Consider the following 25,653-nt stretch of genomic DNA (forward strand, 5'->3'; position numbering starts at 1 on the left):
TTGGTTCAGTGAGTTGAGAGATTGATGAGTTGAGAGATTGAAATGAATCAGGATGGGAAGCTGTTCCCTCACGGCTCACCCTGCCCGATCGCTTCCTTGCGGCGCGCCATATAGTCTTCGAGCGCCTCGCGCACCGCGGGATCCATGGCCGGCTGGACATATTCCTCCAGTGCCTTCTTCCACAGCCGCGTCGCGCGCGCCGTCGTGTCGAGCGCACCCGCCTCCTGCCAGGCCTCGTAATTCTGCCAGTTGGAAAGCATCGGCTGGTAAAAGGCGGTGGCGTAGCGCTCCAGCGTGTGCGGTTCGCCGAAGAAATGGCCGCCGGTCGGCACCGCGCCCAGCGCCTCGACCGCAAGCTCCGCCTCGTCGACCACGATCGGCCGCAGGAACTCCATCATGTGCTGGATCATCTCGACATCGATGATGAGCTTTTCGAACGAGGCCGTCAGCCCGCCCTCCTGCCAGCCGGCGGCATGATAGACGAGATTGCCGTGGCCGAGCACCGCGCCCCACAGCGCCATCATCGTCTCGTAGGCGCCCTGCGCATCGGCGGCATTGGAGGCCGAGCCAGGCGTCGTGCGGTAAGGCAATTTGTAACGCCGCGCCAACTGCCCGGAAGCGATGTTGGCCTTGGTGTTCTCCGGCGTGCCGAAGGCGGGCGCGCCCGACTTCATGTCGACATTGGAGGTGAAGGCGCCATACATCACCGGCGCGCCCGGACGCACGAGCTGCGTCAGCGCGATGCCGAACAGCGCCTCGGCGTTCTGCTGCGCTAGCGCGCCGGCCAGCGTCACCGGGCTCATCGCCCCCATCAGCGTGAACGGCGTCACCGCCACCGACTGGCCGTATTCGGCCATGGTCATCAGCCCTTCGGCCATCATCTCGTCGAAGCGGCGCGGCGAGTTGACCGAAATGATGGTCGTGACGCCGGGGTCCTCTCCCATCTGCTCAAGCGTCAGCCCGCGCGCGATCGCCATCATCTCGATGCCGTCCAGCGCCCTGCCCCGCCCGATCGCCGAGACGTGGAAGCATTTGTCGGTCAGCGTCAGATTGGCGAAATAGGTATCCATATGCCTGGTGTTCGCCGGCAGCTCGACCGGGGCGCAGACCTGGTTGCCCAGCATGTGGATGCAGTTGAAATGCTGCGCCAGCCGGACGAGGTCCGAGTAGTCGGCAAGGTTGCCGGCGCGGCGGCCGCGTTCCATGTCGTGCACATTGGGCGGCCCGGCGACGAGCGTGAAGTTGATGGTGCTGCCGCCAAGATGGATGGCGTGGTCTGGGTTTCGGGGCGTCAGCGTATAGGCCGAGCGCGTCGACTTCAGCGCCTCCTCGACCATGCCGCGATCGATGCGCACATTCATCGAGCCGTGGTCGACCTTGGCGCCGGCGCGCTCGAACAGCGACAGGGCGCGTGCGCTCATCACCTCGATGCCGAAATTCTCCAATATGTGCATCGATGCCTGGTGGATGGCTTCGATCTGCTCGGCCGACAGCAGCGCCATCGGCGGATAGGAATTCTCCACCCGCCGCGCCGGCAGTTGCGGGATGGCGGCTGGTCCCCGGTTGCTGGTGCGCTCGGCGCCGCGCTTGCGTCTTGGTTCGCTCATGCGCGCATCAGAGCGCCGGCATCGCATGCGAGCTGTCAGGAATTCGCCATTTGCCGGCGTGATTTTAGCCAAGGCGGCATTTTTCAAAATCGAGGAAAAGAATAGCGACACGAGTAGTCGTTATATCGATACTTAGCTTTTCGCGCTTCCCACCCCTGGTTAAGAAAGCGCGCAACACTCCTTTTATGATTTCGGCCTATTCGTCTTCCAATGCGTAGGTCGAGTTTTAGTAAAATTGTCGCTGTCTCCGTGCTGCTGGCGCTTTCGGCCTGCGCGACAGCGCCCAGTCACATCAACAATGTTTGCGCCGTCTTCGACCAGAATGACGGCTGGTTCGACAACTGGCAGTCCGCCGCCGAACGGACCGAGCGGAAATACGGCGTTCCCGTCCCCGTGCTGATGGCGACGGTGCGCAAGGAATCCGGCTTCAAGAGCAATGCCCGCCCGCCGCGCACCAAGCTGCTCGGCTTCATCCCGTGGACGCATGTCTCGAGCGCCACCGGCTACTCGCAGGCGCTCGACGGCACATGGTCGCAATATCAAAGCGAGACCGGCAACTGGGCGGCGCGCCGCACGCGCTTTGCCGACGCCATCGATTTCGTCGGCTGGTACCACTCAAAGACGGCCGACACGTTCGGCGTCGCCCGCAACGACACCTACAATCTCTATCTGGCCTATTATCTCGGCTGGACCGCCTATGGCCGCGGCAACCGCGGCGATGGCGGCGTTCAAAACTACGCGCGCGCCACCGACCAGATGGCGCGCGATTACGCCGCGCAGATGCGGCAGTGCGGCAGCTAGTTCCTCAACACGGTGATTTTGAAAGATTGAAGGCTTGTCGGGCAAGGCTATCAAACGCAAACGCTGGCGATGAGCTGAAGGCTCCTGAACCTCGTCATTCTAGGGCGGAGCAAGGAGCGTAGCGACGCGCGCAGACCCTAGAATCCATTCCGTTACCTAGATCGAAGTGCGCAGCGGTGCAGAATTTCTGGGCCGCCGCGGCGCTTCCATGTCACGGCATGGATCCTCGGGTCTGCGCGCGTCGCTACGCTCCTTGCTCCGCCCGTGGATGACGATCGCGATAGGCGTCTCGGCCAATCGCCAAGGCATGGGCTTTGCCAACGCACACATAACCAACCGGTCAAAACTTCTATGTTAAGGAACGGGGTCTAGTGCCGCCTTGTCGTGTCCTTCGGCCTTGAAACACCGGTTTCCGAATCCTCGTCGCGCACTTCGTGGCGACGGGCTTTGAGCACCTCGTCGTTCTCCTCGACGCCCTTTCCGATCGCATCGGCCTCCGCGCTGGCGTTTTTGCCGTCGGGCCGCTGCGGCGGCGAACCGGCAAAGCCTGGCCCCTCGCCGTGCGGCGCATCATCCGGCACGCCTTCACGCGCGGCATGTTCCTTGTCGAACTTGATGACCGGTTCCATCTTGGCCAGGACATCGTCCGAGAGCCAGCACAGGCTCATATGGCCGTTGCCGAGATTCTTCACCGGCGGCACCTTGGTCTCGCACAGATTGTCGGGCACCAGCTTCTTGTAGCCGCAGCGCGTCTGGAACGGGCAGCCGGTCGGCGGGTTCATCGCCGACGGGATGTCGCCTTCCAGCACGATGTGCTTCTTGACCACGCTGGTGTCGGCGATCGGGATCGCCGACAGCAGCGCCTCGGTATAGGGGTGGTAAGGCGGCGAGAAGATCTGGTCGGTCGTCCCCTGCTCGACGATGTAGCCGAGATACATGACGACGACGCGGTCGGCGATATAGCGCACCACTGACAGATCGTGGCTGATGAACAGCATCGTGGTCTTGTTCTTGCGCTGGATGTCCATCAACAGCTCGGTCACCGCCGCCTGCACCGAGACGTCGAGCGCCGAGACCGGCTCGTCGGCCACCACCACCTTGGCGTCGCCGGCAAAGGCGCGCGCGACGCCGATACGCTGCTTCTGCCCGCCCGACAACTGGCGCGGCTTGCGCGTTTCGAAGGCGCGCGGCAGCTTCACCAGGTCGAGCAGTTCCAGCATCCGCTGGCGCCGCTCGGCGACTGTCCTGCCGACTTTGAACTTCTCCAGCGTGCGGATGATCTGCGAGCCGACCGTGTGGCTGGGGTTCAGCGTGTCGAACGGATTCTGGAACACCATCTGGATCGAAGACACCGTCTCGACATTGCGGCGCTCGATGCCGGTCGACTGGATCTCCTTGTTGCCCAGCGTCACGGTGCCGGAGCTTGCGGTCTCGAGGCCCAACAACACCTTGGCGAGCGTCGACTTGCCGCAGCCGGATTCGCCGACGATCGCGACCGTCTCGGATTCGCGCGCGGTGAACGAGATCGTCTCGTTGGCCTTGACGACGCGGCCTTCGCTCGAGCCGAACACCTCGCTGCCGCCGACCTTGTAGTATTTCTTGAGATCGTCGATCTTGAGCACCGGCGCGCCGGGCTCGACCTTTTCGTTGACCTTCTTGGCACCGGGCGGCAGCGCCTCCCAGTCGATCTCGTTGAACCGCACGCAGCGCGAGAAATGGCCCTCATGGCCCTCGACCGGGATCATCGGGATTTCCGCGGCGTTGCAGACGCCCTCGACGAAATGGTGGCAGCGCGGCCCGAAATTGCAGCCCTTCGGCCGCTCATGCGGCAGCGGCAACTGTCCAGGAATGGAGATCAGCGGCCGCGAGTTCTTGTCGGCGCCAGGCAGCGGGATCGAGCGGAACAGCCCTTGCGTGTAGGGATGGCGCATCCGGTCGAACACGTCCTCGATCTTGCCGGTCTCGACCGCCTCGCCCGAATACATCACCGTGATCTTGTCGCAGGTCTCGAGGATAAGGCCGAGATTGTGCGACACGAAGATCATCGAGGTGCCGAACTTCTCGCCTAGACCTTTGACCAGCTCGACGATGCCGGCCTCGACGGTGACGTCGAGCGCCGTAGTCGGCTCGTCGAGCAACAAGAGCGCCGGCTTGGAAAGCAGCGCCATGGCGATCACGATGCGCTGCTGCTGCCCGCCCGACAGCTGGTGCGGATAGGAGCGCATCATGCGCTCCGGATCGGGCAGCTTCACCGCCCGCACCATCTCCAGGGCGCGGTTGTAGGCCTCTTCCTTCGACACCTTGTCGTGGATCAGCGGCACTTCCATCAGCTGCTGGCCGATCTTCATCGCCGGATTGAGGCTCGCCATCGGCTCCTGGTAGATCATGGCGATCTTGTTGCCGCGGATCGAGCGCAGCTCATCCTCGGAGAGCTCGCCCATGTCCTTGCCCTGGAACTTGATCTTTCCGCCGACGATCTTCCCGATGTTGGAGAGGTCGCGCATGATCCCGAGCGACACGGTCGACTTGCCGCAGCCGGACTCGCCCACGATGCCCATCGCCTCGCCGGGCATGACCGTGCAGGAAAAATCCATCACAGCCGGGATCTCGCCCTTGCGGGTGAAGAAGGAGATCGAGAGGTTCTCGATCTCGATGATTGGTTGAGCCGGATTTCGAACTGCCTCGTTCATGGGTCGCTCCAATCCTAAATTGTTTCAGCAGGTAGGGCCTGAACCCACACCATCAATCCTTCATCGACTGTTCGCGCAGCGAATCCGCCAACAGGTTCAGCCCCAGCACGAACGACATCAGCGCGATCGTCGGCGGCAGCGCCGGGTGGATGAAGGACCGCAAGAGGCGGCTGGCATCCTTGATCGCGGTGCCCCAGTCGGGGCTTTCCGGCGCCAGGCCCAGGCCGAAATAGCCGAGCGTTCCGAGCAGGATCGTCGTATAGCCGATGCGCAGGCAGGCATCGACGATCAGCGGACCGCGCGCATTGGGCAGGATCTCCCACAGCATGATGTACCAGGGCGATTCACCGCGCGTCTGCGCCGCCGCCACATAATCGCGCGTCTTGATGTCCATGGTCAGCCCGCGCACGATGCGGAACACGCCCGGGCTGGAGGCGAACACCACCGCCACGAAGATGTTGAGCTGGTTGGGATCGATATGGACGATGCGCAGCGGATCCTTGTCGAAGACGAGGCCCGTATAGATCCAGCCGCCTAGGACCAGCGTGATGCCGAGCAGGATATAGAGCCGGTCCGGCCGGTTCTTGTAGCGGGTCCAGAACAGCACGCAGAAGAAGATGATCGGGAACAGGAAGAACAGTCCCGCCATCCCATAGGGTATCGGCGTGTCCATGATGCCCGGCGTCACCAGCAGGTAAAACAGGAGGATGACCGGGAAGGCCAGCACCAGATTGGCAAGGAACGACAAGAGCGTGTCGATCTTGCCGCCATAATAACCGGCCGGCAGGCCGAGCGTGATGCCCACCATCAGCGCGAAGCCGGTGGCGGCCGGCGCGATGATCAGCACGATCTGGCTGCCATAGACCATGCGCGAGAACACGTCGCGGGCAAGCTTGTCGCCGCCGAAATAATAGACGAGCTTCGACGCCGGCTCGATCGCCCCGGGCAGCGTGTCCTTCATCACCGAGACCTGCGCCAGCGGATCGAAGGGCGAGATGGTGGAGGCGAAGATCGCCGTGAACAGCCAGAACAGGCAGATGAAGACGCCGGCAATGCCGACGCCGCTGTCAAAGAGCTGGCCGTAGAGCCCGAGCCGCTTCTTGTAGGTAAAGCTGGCGCCCATCACCAGGATGAGCCCGACCCACACCGGCCAGAACCGCCAGAGCACGCCGATAACCACGTTGAAGGCGCTGATATATTCGGTTTGCATCGGCCCCTGCCCCTACTGAACCCTGATACGCGGATTGAGAAACGCGTAGCCGACGTCGGAAATCAGCTGCGTGATCAGCACGATGAACACCGAGACCAGCGAGCAGCCGAGCAGCAGGTCGATGTCGTTGTTGCCGGCGGCCTCGACCAGCGTGTAGCCGAAACCCTGGTAGCGGAACATCACCTCGACGATGACGACGCCGGTGAGCAGCCACGGGAACTGCAGCATGATGACGGTGAAGGGCGCGATCAGCGCGTTGCGCAACGCATGCTTGATCACCACGCTGCTGAAGGACAGGCCCTTCAGCCGGGCGGTGCGGATATATTGCTGCGTCATCACCTCGACCATCGAGGCGCGTGTCATGCGCGCGATATAGCCGATGCCGTAGATCGCCAGCGTGATCACCGGCAGCGTGAAATTGTAGAAGGTGATGCCCTGGCTGGCGGACGCCGCCGAGCCGTTCAGCCAGCCGAGCCAGGATGCGAAGATGACGGTGAAGATGACGCCCGACACATATTCGGGCGTCGCCGTCGAGGCGATCGAGGCCACCGACAGCACGCGGTCGGTGCGCGAGCCCTCGCGCATGCCGGCGAGAATGCCGATCAGCAGCGAGATCGGCACCATCACCGCCAGCACCCAGAACATCAGCAATCCGGTGGCGCCGAGGGCTGGGAACAGCTTGGCCGCGACCGTCGTCTTGAACTTGGTCGAGCAGCCGAAATCGCCCTGCAGGACGCCGGAGAATTGCGGCTCGGCCGGGTCGTTGCAGAACGAGAAGCGCTGCGTCGTCTTGCCGGTCGCCGGATCGGTGATCGGATGCTTCGGCAGGACGCCCAGCCACTGGCCGTAGCGCACGAAGAAGTTCTGCCGGTAGCCATGATTGACCAGCCAGCTTTCGAGCTGGTCGGCTGGCGTGTGCATCTCGGTCTGGCTGATCGCCAGTTTCTTCAGATTGGGCTCGAGATTGACGAGGAAGAAGACGACCAGCGTCAGGCACAGCATCGTGAGCAGTATCGTGCCGATGCGTCTGGCGATGAATGAGAACATGTGCCCCCCTGCCGGCCGGGTTGGGGTCAGATACGTTCAACCCTGTTTCGAAAAGCGGATGACGCCCCGCCGCCGCTGCAGGATATGCAACGGCGACGAAGCTGCAAATACGAGAGGCCGCGGCCCCTCGTATCCATCGCGCTATGGATCATGCCTGCTCGAGCCAGACCTTGCCGAAGTCGTGCTCGTAGGTGGGGTGCATCGAGTGGTTCTTCACCTCGGGCTTGATGTTGATGTAGAGCTTGCGCCAGTAAGGCTGGATGATGATGCCGGAATCTTGCAGGGTCTGCTCGATATCCTTCATCACAACCTTGCGCTTCTCCGCATCGGCGATGCCGAGCGCCTCGTTCACCTTCTTGTCGAAGTCCGGATTGGCGTAGGCCGTCTCGTTCCAAGCTTCACCGGTGCGGTAAGCGATGGCGATCACCTGGATGCCCAGCGGGCGCATGTTCCAGTTGGTTTCCGAGAACGGATACTTCGTCCAGTCGTTCCAGAAGGTCGAGCTCGGCAGCACGGTGCGCTTCACCTTGATGCCGGCTTCGCGCAGCTGGGCGGCGATCGCGTCCGTGGTGTTCTTGTGGTAGTCCTCGTCGTTGCTGATCAGCTCGTGCTCGAAATCGATCGCGCCGGCCTCCGTCAGCATCTGCTTGGCCTTGGCGATGTCGCGCTTGACCTCCGGCAGCTTGACGTATTCCGGATGGATCGGCGCGACGTGGTGGTTTTCGGCCGGCGTGCCGGCATTGCCGTAGCCGAGCTGCAGCACGGTGGCGTTGTCGACGGCAAGCAACATCGCCTGACGAACCTTCTGGTCGTCATAGGGCTTGTGGGTGATGTTGAAGCGCGACACCACGGTGGCAGCCGTCACGACTTCCGAGACCGGAGCGCCGACGTCGGCGATGATCTTGATGTAGTCGGCGGTCGTTTCGTGGTTGGTCTGGACTTCGCCCGACTCGAAGGCCGAGACGGTCGCGGCCGGATCGGTGCCGTAATCGATGAACTCGACGCCATCGAGGAAGGCCTCGCCCTGCCACCACTTGCCGGTCTCGCGGCGCTTGTAGACCACCTTCTGGCCGACGTCGTAGGAGACGAGCTCGAACGGACCGGTGCCGATCGGGCAGCTCTTGAAGTTCGCGCCCTTCTCGTCGAAGGTCTTGTGCACGACCAGCGCCGGATAGTCGCAAAGGTTCGGGATGATGGCGATGTCGGGCTTGGTCAGCTTGAGCTTGACGGTCATGTCGTCGACCTTGACGACGGAGCCTTCGCGCAGCTTTTTGGTCGTGTCGTCGACGAGGCTGCCGAGGCGGCCAGGCATGGAGTTGCCTTCCGCGCCCTTATCCGCCCAGCGCGTGAAATTGTAGATCACGTCGTCGGCGGTGAACTTGTCGCCGTTGTTCCATTCGACGCCCGGCCGCACATGCAGCGTGTATTCGGTGGCGTCGTCGTTGATGTCCCAGCTCGCCAGCAGATACGGCGCGAAAGTATATTCCTTCGTGTATTTCACCAGCGGCTCGAGCGCCTGGCGCTCGGCATTGGAGATTTCGGACCAGTCGGCGGTGCGCGGATCCTTCGGATCCTTGATCGACATCGCGACCTTGAGCACGCCGCCCTTCTTGCCCTGCACGTCCTCGGCCCGGGCCGGGGTCGGCGCGGCGAGGCCGAGCATGCCATAGGCCATTGCCGTCGATGCGCCGAAGACGCTGGCCATAGCCAGGAATTCGCGGCGGTCCACGCCGCCCGACTTGGCTTCTTCAGCCATTTTCAGGATGTGATCGGGAACACGATCACCATTGCTCTTATAGATTGCCATGACTTACTCCCATTGTTGGCTTTCCGCCTTTTAACATTCCGCATCCAGACCGTGATGTCAAAACACGGTGTGGAGTAGGAACATGCCAGGGAATGTGCATCTTTGGCTACAACCCGGTTCGCGCGTTAGCGACAGTCTTGACGCAAATTTGTTATCGCGAGGCGGATTTCCCAAAAAATCGTTGCGGGCGATTAAATCAATACATTTTATACGGATAACGGCCCCGTCCCCGCGGCGGCCAGCCTGCTGGGCAGACACAGAAGCGCCGGCGCGGCCTCAATATTCGCGTTCGTAGAAGACGCCGCCCTTGGCTTCGCCGGCATCATTGGCCTCGCCGCGCAGCTTCACGCCGCGACCGACATTGAGGTCGATCGTGGCCTTGCCGGAGCCCGGCTTGTCGCCCTTCTGTATGGTCACATAGGTGCGGTCGTTAAGGTATTTGCCGGCCGAAACCGCGGTGCCGCCCTTCTCGTCCGTCGTCACGTCGAGATCGTCGACGCCGATTGCGTTGCGCAGGTTGTCGAGCAGCGAGGTCGTGCCGCCGGCGCCTGCCAATTGCGCGGCGGCGTCGGCGAGCTGGGCGATCTGCAGCGGTGACAGTCTGGACATGGATTGACCGAAGATGAGCTGCGCCAGGACCTCGTCCTGTGGCAGCGCCGGCACCGAGGAGAAGTTGAATTTCGGATCGGTCGCCTCGCCGGAAACCACGATTGTCACGGTGGCACTGCTTGTCGTGGTGGTTGCGGTGAGATTGAGGTAAGGCACCAGCGATCCCTGGAACCCGACCGTGCCCTCCGTGAATGTCAGCCGTTTTGCAAGGATCGTTAGCCGTCCGCGCTGCAAGGTGAAAGTGCCCACGGCCTGCGGTGACGACGCCGGGCCGGTTAGTTTGAGCGAGCCGCCGAGTTCGGCGTCGACGCCCCTGCCCTGGATGAAGATCTGGTTCGGCGCGTTGACCGTCACGTCAAGCATCAGGCCGCTGCCGCCCTTGCTGCTGCCGCTGGACGTTGGCGGGCGCAGCGCCTTGTCCTGTGCCCGCACGGCGCGTGGCGCGTTCTTGTGCTTGACGTTGAGTTCCGAGAGTGACCCGGGCAGCTTGTCCGGAACGGTGATGACCGTCCTCGCCAGATTGATGGTGCCGGCGATCACCGGTGCCGAGACCAGCGGCCCCTTGACGGTCAGGTCGCCGCCGAGATTGGCGGTCACCACCCGGCCGTCGGTGTAGCGGCCATCGCTGAGCTTGATCGAGAGGTCGGCCGGGAAGCCTTGCGCCGGCGTGATGCCCACCGTGCCGCTGGCCGACAGGCTGCCGCGCGTCGACAGCTTTCCGGTCAAGCGATTGATCCTGGCGACGCCGCCGCCGATCGAAACGTCGGCGTCGATATCGTTGACCGCCAGGCCGGAACGCGCATCGATAAGGCGCGCGCCGGATGTCGTGACTTTGCCGCTGATCACCGGCGCGGATGCGGGACCGCGCACCTGCACATCGACCTTGGCAGTGCCGTTGAGCGCCAGACCTTGCACGGCGAGCTTGGCGGCAAGGAAGGAAAACGGCACCTTGCCCTTGAAGTCGAGCGCCAAGGTGGGCGTGCCTGTCGTCGCCACCGTGCCGCCACCCTTGAGGCCGAGGCCGGCGCCATCGCTGATGTCGGCATCGAAGGCGAGCTTGTTGCCGGCGAAGGTTCCCGACGACGACACATTCATGCCGCCGAGGCCGGCGCCGCGCGTCTGCGAGGTCTGCACGCCGGACGCATCGATGTTGAAGGCGGCCGATGGGGTCGCCGGCGCGCCGGTGACCTTGACCGTCCCCGAGACCGAGCCGGCCGCGTCGAGACCCGGCGAGAAACTGTTGGCGAGCGAGATCGGCACCCGAGCCAGATTGGCGTTGATGTCGAGCGTCTGCGCGACCTTGCCAGTCACCGTCGCCGTGCCGCCGCCGAGATTCAGCACCAGCCGGTCGAGCGTCGTCACCCCGTTGGCGATGGTCACGGTCGAGGCCTGCGCGATCGCGACCTTGATGCCCTGCACGGTCGCCTGGCCCGACGCGAGCTCGACGGTCGTCGTGCCGTTGGCGATCCTCACCCGGCCGGCTGCCTTCGCCGGGATGTTCTTGACGGTTGCGCCGCCGGAAAAACCGGTCCAGTCGCCGTCGCGCTTGAGATCGACATCGATGCCGGTGACGGCCGTGCCGCCGGAAGTCACGCTCTCGGCGCGCACCGTACCGGCAATGACCGGTGCTGCCATGTAATTCGCGATCTGCGCGTCGATGGCGACATTCCTGGCGGAGAGATCGCCGCGCTTGATCTCGGAGGTGTTCGCCTTGACGGCGACATTGGGTCCGTTGGCTGCCTTGGTAAAAGCGATCGTGCCGCGCACATTGCCCTCGGCTTTTTCCAGCGCCAGCGCGGCCAGCGGCCCGATATCGGGCAAGTCGAGCGAAACGGTGCCGACCGGCACGAAGGCATCGTCGAGAGTGAGATCGCCGGCAATCTTGTTCGGACCGAGCGACAGCAAAAGCCCATTGATCGCGCGGCTGCCATTGGTCGTGGCGAGCACTGCGCTGCCTTGCAGATTCTGCCCGGCGACATTGCCGGTGAGTTCAACATTGGCCGCCGGATTGGCGGCATCGGCCTTGCCGCTGGCCGTAAGCCTCAGTCCCGTGATCTCGCGCGCCGCCACGGAAAGCCGGTCGCTGCTCACCGTCATCGACAGGTCCGGCGTGGTGACCGGGCCTTGCGCGTTCAAGACAAAGGCGATGGCGCCCTTGGCGTCTTTCGACAGCCCCGAAACATCGCTCAATGCGCCTCTGATCCCGGCGGCCAACCTGCCGTCGGCAAGGCTCGCCTGCCCGTCGGCGCTGAGCGCGCCGGAATTCAGCTTCAGCCCGTCGACATTGACATTGCCATTGGCATCGCGCTTCAGCGAGGCGCTCAACGCAGCGCTCTCGCCAAGCATGCCGCGCACCGCCGCCGGTAAGGCTGAAGAGGCGACATTGGCGTTCATATTGAGGTCGACCGAACCGTCGCCCAGCGATATCCGGCCGGCGACCTGGCTGTTGAGCGCATCGCTTCTCAAGGAGCCGCTGTCGAGGGCAACGGCATCGGTCGTCAGGCGGCCATTGACCTTGGCCGTGACCTTGCCGGCGATCAGCGGCGCGATCGTCGGATTGTCGAGGCCAATCCTGTCCACCGACACCGTGCCGGAAACCTGACCTGCCCGCCCCTTGAGGTCGAAGGCATCCGAATGCAGCGCCAGGATGAGGCCGTCGACCGTCGCTTGGCTGGCGGCAATGGAAGGCAGGATCGCGGACACATCGAGCCGCGCCTGCGTGCTTTCGCCCGCCATCTTTGCCGACAAGGACTGGATGGCGATCTTGACCGGGCTTTGGGCGCTGCCGACGGTCAACGGCAGGCTGGCTCCGGACGAGGTAAGGTCGAGGGAGAAATCGCTGGCGCCGTTCGGGTTGAGAGTGCCGGCGGCCTTGCCTGAAATCCCTTCGCCCGAAAGCGTGGCGTGGTCCAGGGCGACGCCGCCCGCCAGCGTGTAGGTACCGGCAGCGTCCAGATCCAGCGGCCCGAGCCCCGCCTGCCGGGTCTGGCTGGTCTCGGCGCCCGCCAACTTCGCGTCGAACTGAATGTCGGGATTGGACGATGGACCCGTGACGTGTGCCGTGCCTTCCAGCGTTCCGGCCCCGTCGAGGCCGGGCACCAAATCATTGGCGAGTGCAAGCGGGAGGTTGGCGAGATTGGCCGTCAGGTCCAGTGCCTGACCGGCGCTGCCGGAAACCGTCGCCGAGCCGCCGCCGAGATTGAGCGCGAGCTTCTCGATGGCGGTCACGCCATTGGTGATGGAGAGGCTGGAAGGCTCGGCTATGGCCGCCTTGATGCCGCGCACCGTCGCCTCGCCGGAAGCGATTTCCACGCTTGTCGTGCCGTTGGCGATCTTCACCCGGCCGGTGGCGGTGGCCGGAATGCCGGACGCCGTGGCGCCGCCGGTAAAGTTCGTCCAATCGCCGTCGCGCTTCAAATCGATGCCGATGCCGCTGATGACCGTGCCGCCGGAGGTCACGCTATCGGCCTTGATCGTGCCTGAGATCGCCGGCCCTTTCAGGTAGTTGGCGATCAGCGCGTTGATGGTGATGGCTTTCGCCGCCAGATCGCCGCGCGCGATCGATTTGCTGGCCGCATTGATGGTGACAGTCGGCGCCTCGCCGTCCTTGGCGAAGGCGATCGTGCCGTTGATATCGCCGGTCGCGCTCTGATTTGCGAGCGCCGCAAGCGGTCCGATGTCGGGCACGGCAAGCGTCAGCGTGCCGAGCGGCAGGAACTTGTCGTCGAGCGCGAGATCGCCCGACACCTTGTTGTCGCCAAGCGCCAGGCTGAGGCCCCTGATCGAGCGCTTGCCGTCGGCCGTCACCAGCGAGGCTGCGATGTCCAGCGCCTGCCCCTCGGCGCTGCCCGTCAGCGAGATTTCGGCGGACGGGTTGGCGATGTCGGCCTTGCCCTTGGCCGAGAGTTTGATGTCCTTCACCGTGCGGCCGGCGGCCGTCAGGCTGGCGCTGTCTGCTGAAACGGAGAAATCCGGCGCCCAGCGCGGGCCGCTCGTGGTCAGCGCGAAATTGACCCCGCCGGCAAGCGGCGTGCCGGCGAGCGACGACAGTGGCGAGACATCGCCCAATGTGCCTTTGACGCTGGCCTGGATATCCGATCCTTGCATGCTGCCGGTACCGCTGGCGCTGAGCGAGCCCGAGCTGATCTCCAGCGAGTTGGCGGCGAACGCGCCTTGCGGATCGCGCGTGGCGGTGGCCGAGAACTTCACCCGCTCGCCAAGCAGCGAGCTGATCTGCGGCGGCAATGCCTTCGAGACGGCGTCGGCATTCATCTTCAGCGTCATCGACAAATCGGCCAGCGCCACATTTGCCGTCAGCCCGGCATTGAGCGCATCGCTGCGCAAGGTGCCTTCGTCGATGGTCACGGTCTCGCGGCTGATCGTGCCGGAAAGATCCGCGGCGAGTTTGCCGGTCACCAGCGGCGCCAGCGTCGCGACATCGGTCTTCAGGCCGGCGGCCGCGAGCCTGATGGCGACCGGGCCGCTAACGGTCTCGATGTCGAAGCCGTCGGAATGGATCTCGCCCGTAATATTGTTGAGCTGCGTGCCGCCGACGGCGACCGAAGTAAGCGACGTGCCGATATCGACCATCGGCGCCTTGCCGTCGCCGAAGGCGCGCACCGTGGCCTTTTCGACCGCGACCAGGATCGGAACCGCGCTGTTGCCGACATCGACGGTGACCGGCTTCTCCTTTGCGGAGAGCTCGACCGCAAGGTTGCTGGCGCCCTTCGGATCGACATTGCCGGTGGCAGTGCCGTGCACCGCATCGCTCTCTATGATGGCCTGCTCGATATCGATCCCACCCGACGCGGTCGCCGTTCCGGCGAGGTCGAAGCTCGTCTTGCCGGCAAACAAAGCCTTTATCTTCTCCGGCAGGAACTCTTCGAACTGGCCGTCGCCCTTGGCCTCGATGCGGTGGCCCTTGTCAGTGAGCTGGTGCCGACCGGTCAGCTGGCTGACGATCCGACCGTCGACCATGAAGGTGCCGACGCCGCTCCAGTTGGCCAAAGGCCCGCCGCCGGAAACGACGATGTTGACGGGCGGCGCATCCGGCAGCTTGAGCAAATTGGCGATGATGCCTCCGGCCGGTTCCGACGCCTTGAGGTCGAGCTCGAGCTTGTTGTCGGCCGGCGCAAAGTGGATTTTGGCGTCGACATTGCCTTGCTTGCCGTCATGGCGGCTGACGTTGAGCACGCTTTCGATCGCCAGCGGCGACGGATCGGCCTTGAGCGAACCCTTGGCGGCCAGTTCGGCGATGCCGCTGCCGGCAAGCTCCTGTCCAAGCGCGATCTCCGGCAGGTCGATCTGCTTCACGTCGATCGACACCGGCAGGCTGGACGAGCCACCTTGCGATGGCTGCTGGCTCGGCTGCGGCAGCCGCGCCAACTCGATGCGCTCGGCGGCTAAGTGATCGGCATCGAAATTCCAGGACAGCAGCGCCGCCGGCGACCAGTCGAGCGCTACCTTGCGCGCCACCATCCAGGGGCCGGCGCGGTCTTCCAGCACGATGTGGTCGACCCTGAGCGCGCCCGACCAGATGCCTTCGATGCCGCTGACCGTCACCTTGCGGTCCTCGTTCGAAGCCATCTTCGATATCAGGCCGGCAAGATTCTGGCGGCCGCCTTCGGTGCCGGTCAGAACGACAAGCGCGCCGATCGCCACCACGAGCAGCACAAGCAGCGCGTAGAGGCAGATACGGACAATGCGCCAGACCATCTTCATCGTCAGAACGCCTGGCCGATGCCGGCATAAATGCCGAAATGCGGATCGCCCGGATCGCGGTTGAGCGGCACGGCAGCGTCGATGCGCAACGGCCCGAAGGGAGTAATATAGCGCAGGCCGACGCCGGCGCCGACCTTCACATTCGAGAAATCGGGGAAGGATTTGGTCGAGACCGTACCGGCATCGACGAAAGGCACGATGCCGATCGTGTCGGTGACGCCGATGCGCATCTCGACCGAGGTTTCGAAGAAGGAGAGACCGCCGATCGGCTGGCCGTTGATATCCTTCGGGCCGATGCCCTGATATGCATAGCCGCGCACAGAGCCGCCGCCGCCGGAATAGAAGCGACGGTCGGCCGGCACGTTCTGCAGCCCGGTGCCGACGATCGAGCCCAGCGTCGCGCGCTCGGCGAGCACGAACCGGCTTGCCGTGTCGAGCGACTGGTAGGTGTAGCCCTCGCCCTTCAGCTTCAGGAACGTCGCGCCGTTCAATATGTCGTAGCTCGGCTCGGCATAGGCTAAGAATCGGAATCCCCTGGTCGGGTTCAGCTTGTTGTCGCGGCTGTCATAGACATATTGCAGCGGCACGCTGGCGATCAGATAGGTATGCTTGCCGAAGGCGTCGGTGATCCTCGAATAATCGAGGTCGAATTCGGCCGACACCCGCTGCTTCTTGTCGAGATCGTAGGAAACGCCGACGTCGCCCTTGACCGAGAAATGGTCATAGGCATCGGGGTGTTCGAACACCGTCTTGATGCCGGTGAAGAATTTCGACGTCGGCCCGAGCACGCCCGGCTTCTCGAACATGACGCCGGCGTTGTAGTTGAGAGCGGAAAGGCTGTTGTTGCCGATGCCGCTGATCGATCCGTCGATGCGCAGCTTCTCCGCCTGGCCGAACAGGTTGCGATGGCCCCAGTAGCCTTCGAGCCCCAGGCCTTCGGTATTCGAGAAGCTGCCGCCGACGCCGAAATAGCGCGGCTTGCGCTCGCTCACCTGGACGCCGATCGGAATGTTGCCGTTGGCGTCGAGCCTGTCGCCTTCCTTGATCGTCACGCTGTTGAAGACCTCGAGCCCGAGCAGCCGGTCGCGCGCATCGTCGATCTCCTGCGGCGAATATTGCTGGCCCCGTTTCAGCCCGGTCATGTATTCGGTGAAGTCGCGATCGACCTTTTCCGTGCCCTCGACCGTCATGTCGCCATAGCCGGCGACCGGGCCGGCGGCCACCGTCAACGTCACGTCCAGCGTCGAGCTGGTGTGCTCGGCGACGATCTCGCGGTTCGTGACCTTGGCAAGCGGCCTGCCCTCTTCCTTCAGCGCCCGCACGATCAGCAGTTCGGCCTTGAGCACCGCGCCTGAACCGGCATCGCCGCCGGCGATCAGGCCGAAATCGGCTGCCGCCAACCCGGCCGCATCGCCCTTCAGCCGGATGTTGCCAAGCGTGAATTTCGCCCCGGGGGAAACCGTTATGACCACCGGAATGGGCTGTGGCCCTTTGAACTCGGCATCCGGCGGCAATTCGTCGATCGACTTGCCCTCGATCGTGATGGTGACCACGCCTTCGTAGCGAGCATCGGCGTAGAGGGCGGCGACGAGCTGTTCGCGGTCGCCGCGTGCCTTGGCCATCAGGCCGAGCGACCCCGACACCGGATGATCCTCGTCATTTTTCAGCGCCGAGGCGTTTTCGAGCCTCTTGATCAGATCCTTGTCGGCATCAGGCGCATTGATCGTCACCGAGTAGCGCAGCGGATCGACGATGTCGGCATCCTCGTCCTTGGACGAGCCCCAAAGCTTGATGCCGAAAATCTCGAAAGCCGCCGCCTGCCGTACCTCTGCGGTCAGCACGGTCGAGCAGACGAGCGCCAAAAGCAGGGCGCGCGGGAGCCCGCGCCCTGGCGCGATCCCCTTTGACATCTGCGTTTCATGCGCCGGCATTAAGACAACCTAGTCGACAAAACTAAAATTGGAATGAAGTTCCGCAACGTTCGTAAAGGGGCCACAATCCAATTGTCTGAAATAGACCGGGCTTGGAATTCACACCTTTTGCATTTTCGCAAGAATGTGTGATCCGTCTCACAGAGGTTCTGTCGAAATACCGGCCTTTGGCCGGCATGGAAACCGTTCGCGGGTGATAAACCTGCGGCGCTCCGGCGTTGACAAGCCTGCACGAAGCTTGATCATGCCCGGACGCTGGCGATGTCTGGAGGGTGGTATGGCAATGCGCGCGGCTCGTGGTCTCTCTTTGCTTCTTCTCATCTTTTTCGCCCTGGGCGGAGCGGCCTTTGCGGCCGAAGCCCGGAGAATCGTGACGACCGATAATTCCGACTATTTCGGCTTCGACCTGAGGTCGGAGCAGAATGTCAGCCTCGACCAGTGCAAGACCGCATGTCTCGGCGATCCCGCCTGCCGCGCCTTCACCTACAACACCAAGGCCAAATGGTGTTTTCTCAAATCCGACTATAACCAGTTGAAATCCTTCACCGGCGCAGTCGCCGGCAAGGTCGCCAATGTCGACGGCGATCCCGATATCGGCGCTCCGCCGGCACTGGCTTTTTTCCCCAACTGGATGGCCGACCAGGCCCAGCAGTTCCGCAACAAGCTGACCGATCCGGCCTATGACAAGCCGACCGAAGGGCTTGCCGCCCTGCAGGCCGCCGCTGAGCAGGCATCGCTTACCGGCGACCATCGTCTTGCCATGCAGAAATACCAGGCCGCGGTCTCGGTGCTGCCCGATGACGGCGCGCTGTGGCTGGCGCTGGCGCGCGAGACGCTTGCCGTGCAGCCGGCGTCGAACACCACTGAACCTTCGACTTTGCCGATGAATGTCACCTCGGCGGCCTTCAACGCCTACAAGCTGGTGCGCACGGCAAAGACTCGTGCCGAGGCGCTGGCGCTGCTTGGCGCCGGCCTCGACAAGCGCGACCTCTACCGGCCCTCGCTGCAGGCCTATGAGGCGAGCCTTGCGCTGGTGAGCTCGCCGGCCGTCCAGGCCGACTATGCCGATCTCAAGGCGCGCAAGGGCTTTCGCATCGTCGAGCACACTGTCGATGCCGATTCCTCCTCGCCGCGCATCTGCGCCCAGTTTTCCGAGCAACTGGTCAAGACCGGGGTCGATTATTCGCAATTCGTGACGGTGGACAACGCCGCGCCCAAGGCCGTGGAGGCCAAGGACAAGCAGATCTGCGTCGAAGGCCTGGAACACGGCCAGCATTATGACGTGACCTTCCGCGCCGGCCTGCCGTCGGCGATCGGCGAGACGATCGCCGCGCCCGTCGTGCTGTCGATCTACGTCCAGGACCGCGCTCCCTCCGCCCGCTTCACCGGCGACAGCTTCGTGCTGCCGGCCGGGGCGCGCCGCGGCATCCCGGTCGTCACCGTCAACATGAACTCCGCCAAGATGACGCTCTATCGCATTGGCGATCGTTCGCTGGCGCAGCTCCTGTCCGGCTATCAGTTCCTGCATCAGCTCGACGGCTATGACATTTCCACCATTTCCGACCAGATGGGCTCGCCCGTCTGGTCGGGCACGCTCGAAATCGCCAATGATCTCAATAAGGAGGTTACCACTTCGTTCCCGGTGGATGAGGCGATCCCACAGCGCAAGCCCGGCGTCTATGTGCTGACCGCGCAGCCGGTCGACGACAAGAGCGACGACTATGGTTCACGCGCCACGCAGTGGTTCGTCGTCTCCGATATCGGCCTTTCCACCTATACCGGCCAGGACGGCCTCAACGTCTTTGCCCGTTCGCTGGGCTCGGCCAAGCCGATCTCCGGCGCCGAATTGACGCTGCTTGCCAGGAACAACGAGATTCTCGGCACGGCGACCACCGACGCCGAGGGCCACGCCGTCTTCAATCCGGGCCTCACCCGCGGCGAGAACGGCATGGTGCCGGCCGTGCTGATGGCCAAGCAGGGCGACAACGACTTCGTCTTCCTCGACATGGGCAAGGCCGGCTTCGACCTGTCGGATCGCGGCGTCGAGGGGCGCGCCTCGCCAGGCGCCCTCGACGTTTATGCCTGGACGGAGCGCGGCATATACCGCGCCGGCGAGGACGTTCACGTCGCGGCCCTCGCCCGCGACGGCGCGGCAAAAGCGGTCGAGAACCTGCCGCTGACCTTCATCTTCACACGTCCAGACGGAGTCGAGAACCGCCGCATCATCAGCAATGGCGAGTCCGCCGGCGGCCACGCCGTCGACCTGCCGCTCGAGGCCAACGCCATGCGCGGCACCTGGACGGTGTCGATCTACACCGATCCCAAGCAGTCGCCGGTCGCCAGCCAGATGTTCCTGGTCGAGGATTTCGTGCCGGATCGCATCGAATTCGACCTGACCGCCGACAAGAAGGAGATCGCCCAGGGCGAGACCGCCAACGCTACCGTCGACGGCCGCTTCCTCTATGGCGCGCCGGCCGCGGGCCTTGCGCTTGAAGGCGAGCTGACGCTGTCGACCACAAGCGCCTGGGACAACTTCAAGGATTTCACCTTCGGCCTGGCCGACGAGCAGTCGGGCGAGCCGACCGTGACGCCTCTCGCCAACCTTCCGGTGGTCGGCGATGACGGCAAGGCGACTTTCCCGGTGACGATCGACCAGTTGCCGTCGACCACCAAGCTGGTCAACGCCAAGGTCACCGTGCGCATGCGCGAGGCCGGCGGCCGCGCCGTCGAGCGCTCGCTCGACATCGGCGTTCGCCCGCAGCGCGATGTCATCGGCATTCGCCCGGATTTCGAGGGCGATGAGGTGCCGCAGGGCGGCACCGCCAAGTTCAGCATCATCGCCGTCGACCCGAACGGCAAGCGCGAAGACCTGAAGGGCGCGCAGTGGTCGCTGGTCAAGGTCGAGCGGAACTATCAATGGTACCGTTCCAACAATTCGTGGAACTACGAAGCGGTCAGCCTCACCAAGGCCGTCGCCAACGGCGCGGTCGACCTGAAGGCCGATGGCGAGGCGACGGTGTCGCTGCCTGTCGACTGGGGCCGCTACCGGCTCGAGGTCGAGACGGCCGATCCCGACGGTCCGGCGACCAGCTATGAGTTCGATGCCGGCTGGTATGTCGCCTCCACCACCACCGAGACGCCCGACGGCCTGGAGATCGCGCTGGACAAGGACACCTACGCTGCCGGCGAAGTTGCCAAGCTGAAGGTGTCGCCGCATTTTGCCGGCGAGTTGCTGGTCACCATCGGCGCCGAGAAGCTGTTGAAGACCGTCACCGCTTCGGTGCCGGCCGGCGGCAGCACGGTCGACATCCCTGTCGGCGACGACTGGGGCGCCGGCGCCTATGTCACCGCAACCTTGTTCCGGCCCGGCGACGCGCAGGAATCGCGCATGCCTGCCCGCGCCATCGGCATCCAATGGCTGTCAGTCGATCCGGGCTCGAAGAAGCTGGCGGTCAGCCTGACGCCGCCGGAAAAGACCGTGCCGCGCCAGCAGCTGTCGATCCCGGTCGCCGTCAACGGCGCTCAGGCCGGCAGCAATGCCTATGTGATGGTGGCTGCCGTCGATGTCGGCATCCTCAACTTCACCAACTACAAGGCGCCCGATCCCGAGGACTGGTTCTTCGGCCAGCGCATGCTGGGGCTGGAGATCCGCGATCTCTACGGACGCCTGATCGACGGCTCGCTCGGCACCATGGGCAAGATACGCACCGGCGGTGATGGGGCGAACATGCAGGCGCAAGGCAGCCCGCCGACGGAAAAGCTGGTCGCCTTCTTCTCCGGCCCGGTCGAGCTCGACGCCAATGGCAAGGCGCGGGTCGATTTCGACATCCCGCAGTTCAACGGCACCGTGCGCATCATGGCCGTCGCCTGGACCAAGGATGCGGTCGGCCATGCCCAGACCGACGTCATCGTTCGCGATCCGGTGGTGATCACCGCCGGCCTGCCGCGCTTCCTGGCGCCGGGCGATGCGGCGACCATGCGCCTCGACATCGCCGACACCGACGGCCCGGCTGGCGACTATGCGCTCTCGGTCACCACGACCGGCGACCTGTCGACCGGCGACAAGCCACTGCCCGAGAAGCTGACGCTCGCCCAGGGCAAGCGGCAGTCGCTCTCCTTCCCGCTGGTCGCCAAGACCGCGGGCGACGCCTCGGTCACGGTCAAGCTCGCGCATGCCGATGGCACGGAAGTCGAGCAGACGCTCTATCTGCCGGTGCGCCCGGCGCAGCTTCCGGTCACCAACCGCATGGTTGTCGACCTCAAGCCCAATGGCGGCTCGTTGCGCGTCGACAAGGAACTGCTTGCCGCAAGCGTGCTCGACGGCGCTTCGGTCAGCGTCGGCGTCTCGCAGTCGTCCGCGCTCGACGTGCCGTCGCTTCTGATGTCGCTCGACCGCTACCCCTATGGCTGCGCCGAGCAGACCACCAGCCGCGCCATGCCGCTGCTCTACGTCAATGACATGGCCAAGAGCATCGGCATGGAGAGCGATCCGGACCTGCATGGCCGCATCCAGGACGCCATCTACAAGGTGCTGTCCTACCAGGCGGCAAGCGGCAGCTTCGGCCTCTGGGGCCCCGGCTCCGGCGATCTGTGGCTCGACGCCTATGTCACGGAGTTCCTGACCCGGGCGCGTGAGCAGAAGTACGATGTGCCGGCGCTGGCCATGAACCAGGCGCTCAACAACTTGCAGAACGCACTCGGCTACGACCAGGACGTCCAGGACAAGGGCAGCGAGATCGCCTATGCGCTCTATGTGCTCGCCCGCAACAAGAAGGCCTCGATCGGCGACCTGCGCTATTATGCCGACACGCAGCTCGAAGCCTTCTCCAGCCCGATGGCCGTCGCCCAGTTGGCGGCAAGCCTGGCGCTCTATGGCGACGCGCAGCGTTCGGAAGCCACCTTCCAGACGGCGCTCAGGCTGGCGAAGTCGGAAACCGACTACGACTACTACCGCTCGGACTACGGCTCGCGGCTGCGTGACGGCGCGGCGATGCTGGCGCTGGCGGCGGAATCGAAGCCGGTGCCGAGCATCGTGCCGCAGCTGATCAAGCTGGTGGGAGTGGCGCGCGCCGACGCCCGCTGGACAAGCACGCAGGACGAATCCTGGATGCTGCTGGCCGCGCGGGCGCTGAAGGAAGGCAATGATTCCATCACGCTTTCCGTCAACGGCGCGCCGCATTCGGGCGGCTATTCAGACCAGGTCGCCGGCAGCGAGCTTGTCGACAGCCCGCTCACCATCGCCAATACCGGCGCGACGCCGCTGCAGGCGGTGGTGACCGCGGTTGCCGCGCCGGTCGAGCCGCTGCCGTCCGGCGGCGACGGTTTCACCATCGCGCGCACTTACTACAAGCTCGACGGCACCGAGGCCAACGTCACCGAGGCCAAGCAGAACGAACGCTACGTGGTCGTGCTCAAGGTCTATGAGCAGAACAAATGGCCGTCGCGGCTCCTGATCACCGACCTGTTGCCGGCCGGCTTCGAGATCGACAATCCGAGCCTGGTTTCCAGCGCGCAACTATCGAACTTCTCCTGGCTGACGCAAACCGACGCCGCGCATCTGGAGTTCCGCAACGACCGCTTCGTCGCCGCTTTCAATCCGAACGAAGGCGACGGCGACCGCAACATCACGCTGGCCTATGTCGTGCGCGCCGTGACGCCGGGCACCTACGCCCATCCGGCGGCGACGGTGGAGGACATGTACCGGCCGCAATACTCGGCCCGCACCGCCACCGGCGTGATGGAGGTGAAGGCCGAGTAGCGATGACAAGATCGCCGATGTCTCCCTTCTCCCCGCCTCCATACCGGGAGAAGGGGCCGGTTCACCGTCCGAAGCTGCAGCGTAGCTGCTGCGAAGGACGGGCAGGCGGATGAAGGTCAGCGCCATGCTTTCCAGGAAATTTCTCCGACGCACCGCGATCGCAGGCCTTTGCCTCGCCGGCTTCGCGGCGCTTTCCGTCGCTGCCCTTTGGGAACTCGACCGCGCTTTCCCGCCACCGCTGCCGGCAAAGCTGACGGTCTCGACGGAGGTGCAGGACCGCGACGGTCAGCTGCTGCGCGCCTTCGCCACGCCCGACGGCTATTGGCGGCTCGAAACCCGCCTCGACCAGGTCGACAGGCAATTCGTCGACATGCTGGTCACCTATGAAGACAAGCGCTTCTGGGACCACCGCGGCGTCGACCTCCTGGCGCTCTGCCGCGCTGCCGGCCAGCTCGTCACCAGCGGGCATATCGTGTCCGGCGGCTCGACCTTATCGATGCAGCTTGCCCGGCTGATCGAGCCGCGCGACAGCCGCAGCCTTGGCTCCAAGCTCAAGCAGATGCTGCGCGCCATCCAGATCGAGCGGCGGCTCACCAAGCAGGAAATCCTCGAACGCTACCTGACGCTGGCGCCCTATGGCGGCAATCTCGAAGGCGTTCGCGCCGCATCGCTCGCCTATTTCGGCAAGGAGCCGAAGCGGCTTACGGTTTCGGAAGCCGCCCTGCTCGTCGCGCTGCCGCAATTGCCGGAGAAGCGCCGTCCCGACCGCAACCTCGACATCGCCCACGCCGCACGCGACCGCGTGCTGACCCGCATGGTCTCGGCCGGCCTGCTCGGCGAACGCGAAGCCGCGCGCGCCGCGCTGGACGACGTCTCCGGCCTGCGCAGAAAATTGCCGGCGCTGGCCGCGCATGCTTCCTATGCCATGCTGCCCAGGGCCGTGCCAGGCAAGCCGCTGCAGCTCACCATCCGCAAAAGCGTGCAGCAGGGGCTGGAACAGGTGGCACGAGATGCCGCCAGGAAGCTCGGGCCGAAACTTTCCGTCGCCATGATCATGGCCGATGCGCGCACCGGCGACATTCTGGGCGAGGTCGGCTCGGCCGATTTCTTCGATGCCAGCCGCTCCGGCTGGATCGACATGACCAAGGTGGTACGCTCACCCGGCTCGACGCTCAAGCCCTTCATCTATGGGCTGGCCTTCGAGCAGGGGCTGGTGGCGCAGGAGATGATCATCGAGGACAGCCCCGCCGATTTCGGCGGCTACCGTCCGAAGAATTTCGACATGGGCTACCAGGGTGACGTCTCGATCCGCCAGGCGCTGCAAATGTCTCTCAACGTGCCGGCGATCCGCGTGCTCGACGCGGTCGGCCCCGCGCGGCTCACCGCGCGCTTCCGCCAGGCAGGCGTCAACCCGATCCTGCCAGTCAACGAAGCGCCGGGCCTGGCGATCGGACTTGGCGGCGTCGGCGTGACCTTGCGCGACCTGGTGCAGCTCTATACGGGGCTGGCCAATGGCGGCAAGATGCATACGCTGCGTGACGGCACCGAGCCGGCCGACGCCGAGCGCACCACCGCCACCATCCTCGAAGACCAGGCGGCCTGGCAGATCAACGACATCCTGTCCGGCGTGAAGCCGCCGGAAGGCGCCATGCAGCGCGGCATCGCCTACAAGACCGGCACCTCTTACGGCTATCGCGATGCCTGGTCCGTCGGCTTCGACGGCCGCTACGTGCTGGGTGTGTGGGTCGGCCGCGCCGATGCCAGCCCTGTCCCTGGCCTGTCGGGCTATGTCTCGGCAGCACCCATCCTGTTCGAAGGCTTCGTCCGTTCCGGCCTTGCCGGCGTGCCGCTGCCCGGCCGGCCGCCGGGCGTCTTCAACCCCAAGCGCGAGGAATTGCCGGTGACGCTCGCCCGCTTCGGCGCCGGCGCCGACGGTCTGGTGCAGGCCACCGCCACCGAGCCGGCGCCGACCATCATCTTCCCGCCCAACGGCGCCCGCGTCGACCTCGGCATCAATTCGGCCGATGCCACACCGCTGGTGCTGAAGCTACAGGGCGGCCGGGCGCCGTTCCGCTGGCTCGCCAACGGCAAGCCACTCGCCGGCATCGACCGCCGCCGCACCGCGACCTGGCAACCCGACGGCACCGGCTATTCGACGCTGACGGTGATCGATGCTGTGGGGCGAGCTGCAAGCGTGAAGGTTTTCGTTGAATAGGATGCGGCAAGCGATTCAGGGGATTGCGTTTTTCCATCTTCTGGATGGTGCGAGGCCCCCCTCTCTGGCCTGCCGGCCATCTCCCCCTCAGGGGGAGATCAGCAGCTTCGTGGCCTTCGCTAATCTTCAAAGTCGGAAAGGCGGGCCCAGCGCCGAAACTGCCAATCTCCCCCCTTGAGGGGGCCTGTTGCGTAATTGGCTGGTTGTGATTCTCTGAGAGGAAGCTCGGAGGGAATCGCGATGGCTGTGAAGCAGAC

General features: G+C 64.5%; 10 protein-coding genes. 3 read left to right on the top strand and 7 right to left on the bottom strand.

Annotated elements, in window-relative coordinates; genetic code table 11:
• Positions 1–68 precede the first annotated feature (68 nt).
• A complete protein-coding gene (locus tag LB552_RS04705) occupies positions 69–1,607 on the bottom strand; it encodes a trimethylamine methyltransferase family protein (RefSeq protein WP_224602181.1) in 1,539 nt (512 codons plus the stop codon).
• 210 nt (positions 1,608–1,817) lie between these two features.
• On the opposite strand from LB552_RS04705, the gene LB552_RS04710 reads away from it, so the two are divergent.
• Positions 1,818–2,408 carry a hypothetical protein gene (locus LB552_RS04710; RefSeq protein WP_224602182.1) on the top strand — a complete coding sequence of 197 codons (591 nt, stop codon included), beginning with the start codon at positions 1,818–1,820 and terminating at the stop codon, positions 2,406–2,408.
• A gap of 368 nt (positions 2,409–2,776) precedes the next feature.
• Here the strand turns inward: LB552_RS04710 and LB552_RS04715 are convergent, their stop codons facing one another.
• The 6 genes from LB552_RS04715 to LB552_RS04740 form a co-directional block, all read right to left on the bottom strand.
• Positions 2,777–5,098: an ABC transporter ATP-binding protein gene (locus LB552_RS04715; RefSeq protein WP_224602184.1), complete on the bottom strand. Its 2,322-nt coding sequence runs from the start codon at positions 5,096–5,098 to the stop codon at positions 2,777–2,779.
• Between the two features lie 52 nt (positions 5,099–5,150).
• Positions 5,151–6,308 (bottom strand): ABC transporter permease, encoded by a 1,158-nt coding sequence (locus LB552_RS04720; protein WP_140839587.1) that lies wholly within the window; start codon positions 6,306–6,308, stop codon positions 5,151–5,153.
• 12 nt (positions 6,309–6,320) lie between these two features.
• Complete coding sequence (locus LB552_RS04725) at positions 6,321–7,355, bottom strand: ABC transporter permease (RefSeq protein ID WP_095768933.1); 1,035 nt, start codon at positions 7,353–7,355, stop codon at positions 6,321–6,323.
• A gap of 148 nt (positions 7,356–7,503) precedes the next feature.
• A complete protein-coding gene (locus LB552_RS04730) occupies positions 7,504–9,162 on the bottom strand; it encodes an ABC transporter substrate-binding protein (protein ID WP_140839585.1) in 1,659 nt (552 codons plus the stop codon).
• 276 nt (positions 9,163–9,438) lie between these two features.
• Positions 9,439–15,492 carry a translocation/assembly module TamB domain-containing protein gene (locus LB552_RS04735; RefSeq protein WP_224602186.1) on the bottom strand — a complete coding sequence of 2,018 codons (6,054 nt, stop codon included), beginning with the start codon at positions 15,490–15,492 and terminating at the stop codon, positions 9,439–9,441.
• Positions 15,493–15,494: 2 nt separating this feature from the next.
• The gene (locus tag LB552_RS04740) at positions 15,495–17,423 is read right to left on the bottom strand and encodes an autotransporter assembly complex protein TamA (protein WP_224602188.1); all 1,929 of its coding nucleotides are present in this window, start codon (positions 17,421–17,423) and stop codon (positions 15,495–15,497) included.
• 277 nt (positions 17,424–17,700) lie between these two features.
• On the opposite strand from LB552_RS04740, the gene LB552_RS04745 reads away from it, so the two are divergent.
• Positions 17,701–23,181, top strand: a complete 5,481-nt coding sequence (locus LB552_RS04745) for an alpha-2-macroglobulin family protein (protein WP_224602190.1) — start codon at positions 17,701–17,703, stop codon at positions 23,179–23,181.
• A gap of 109 nt (positions 23,182–23,290) precedes the next feature.
• Complete coding sequence (gene pbpC / locus LB552_RS04750) at positions 23,291–25,396, top strand: penicillin-binding protein 1C (protein ID WP_411965495.1); 2,106 nt, start codon at positions 23,291–23,293, stop codon at positions 25,394–25,396.
• Positions 25,397–25,653 lie beyond the last annotated feature (257 nt).

It is taken from the genome of Mesorhizobium sp. CA7, from assembly GCF_020165015.1.
Classification (GTDB): domain Bacteria; phylum Pseudomonadota; class Alphaproteobacteria; order Rhizobiales; family Rhizobiaceae; genus Mesorhizobium.

Excerpts from the sequence above, each read along its gene's own strand:
- LB552_RS04730 (WP_140839585.1), bottom strand. The coding sequence starts at position 9,162 with ATGGCAATCTATAAGAGCAATGGTGATCGTGTTCCCGATCACATCCTG.
- LB552_RS04725 (WP_095768933.1), bottom strand. The coding sequence starts at position 7,355 with ATGTTCTCATTCATCGCCAGACGCATCGGCACGATACTGCTCACGATG.
- LB552_RS04745 (WP_224602190.1), top strand. The coding sequence starts at position 17,701 with ATGGCAATGCGCGCGGCTCGTGGTCTCTCTTTGCTTCTTCTCATCTTT.
- LB552_RS04735 (WP_224602186.1), bottom strand. The coding sequence starts at position 15,492 with ATGAAGATGGTCTGGCGCATTGTCCGTATCTGCCTCTACGCGCTGCTT.
- LB552_RS04740 (WP_224602188.1), bottom strand. The coding sequence starts at position 17,423 with ATGCCGGCGCATGAAACGCAGATGTCAAAGGGGATCGCGCCAGGGCGC.
- LB552_RS04710 (WP_224602182.1), top strand. The coding sequence starts at position 1,818 with ATGCGTAGGTCGAGTTTTAGTAAAATTGTCGCTGTCTCCGTGCTGCTG.
- LB552_RS04715 (WP_224602184.1), bottom strand. The coding sequence starts at position 5,098 with ATGAACGAGGCAGTTCGAAATCCGGCTCAACCAATCATCGAGATCGAG.
- LB552_RS04720 (WP_140839587.1), bottom strand. The coding sequence starts at position 6,308 with ATGCAAACCGAATATATCAGCGCCTTCAACGTGGTTATCGGCGTGCTC.
- LB552_RS04705 (WP_224602181.1), bottom strand. The coding sequence starts at position 1,607 with ATGAGCGAACCAAGACGCAAGCGCGGCGCCGAGCGCACCAGCAACCGG.
- pbpC (WP_411965495.1), top strand. The coding sequence starts at position 23,291 with ATGAAGGTCAGCGCCATGCTTTCCAGGAAATTTCTCCGACGCACCGCG.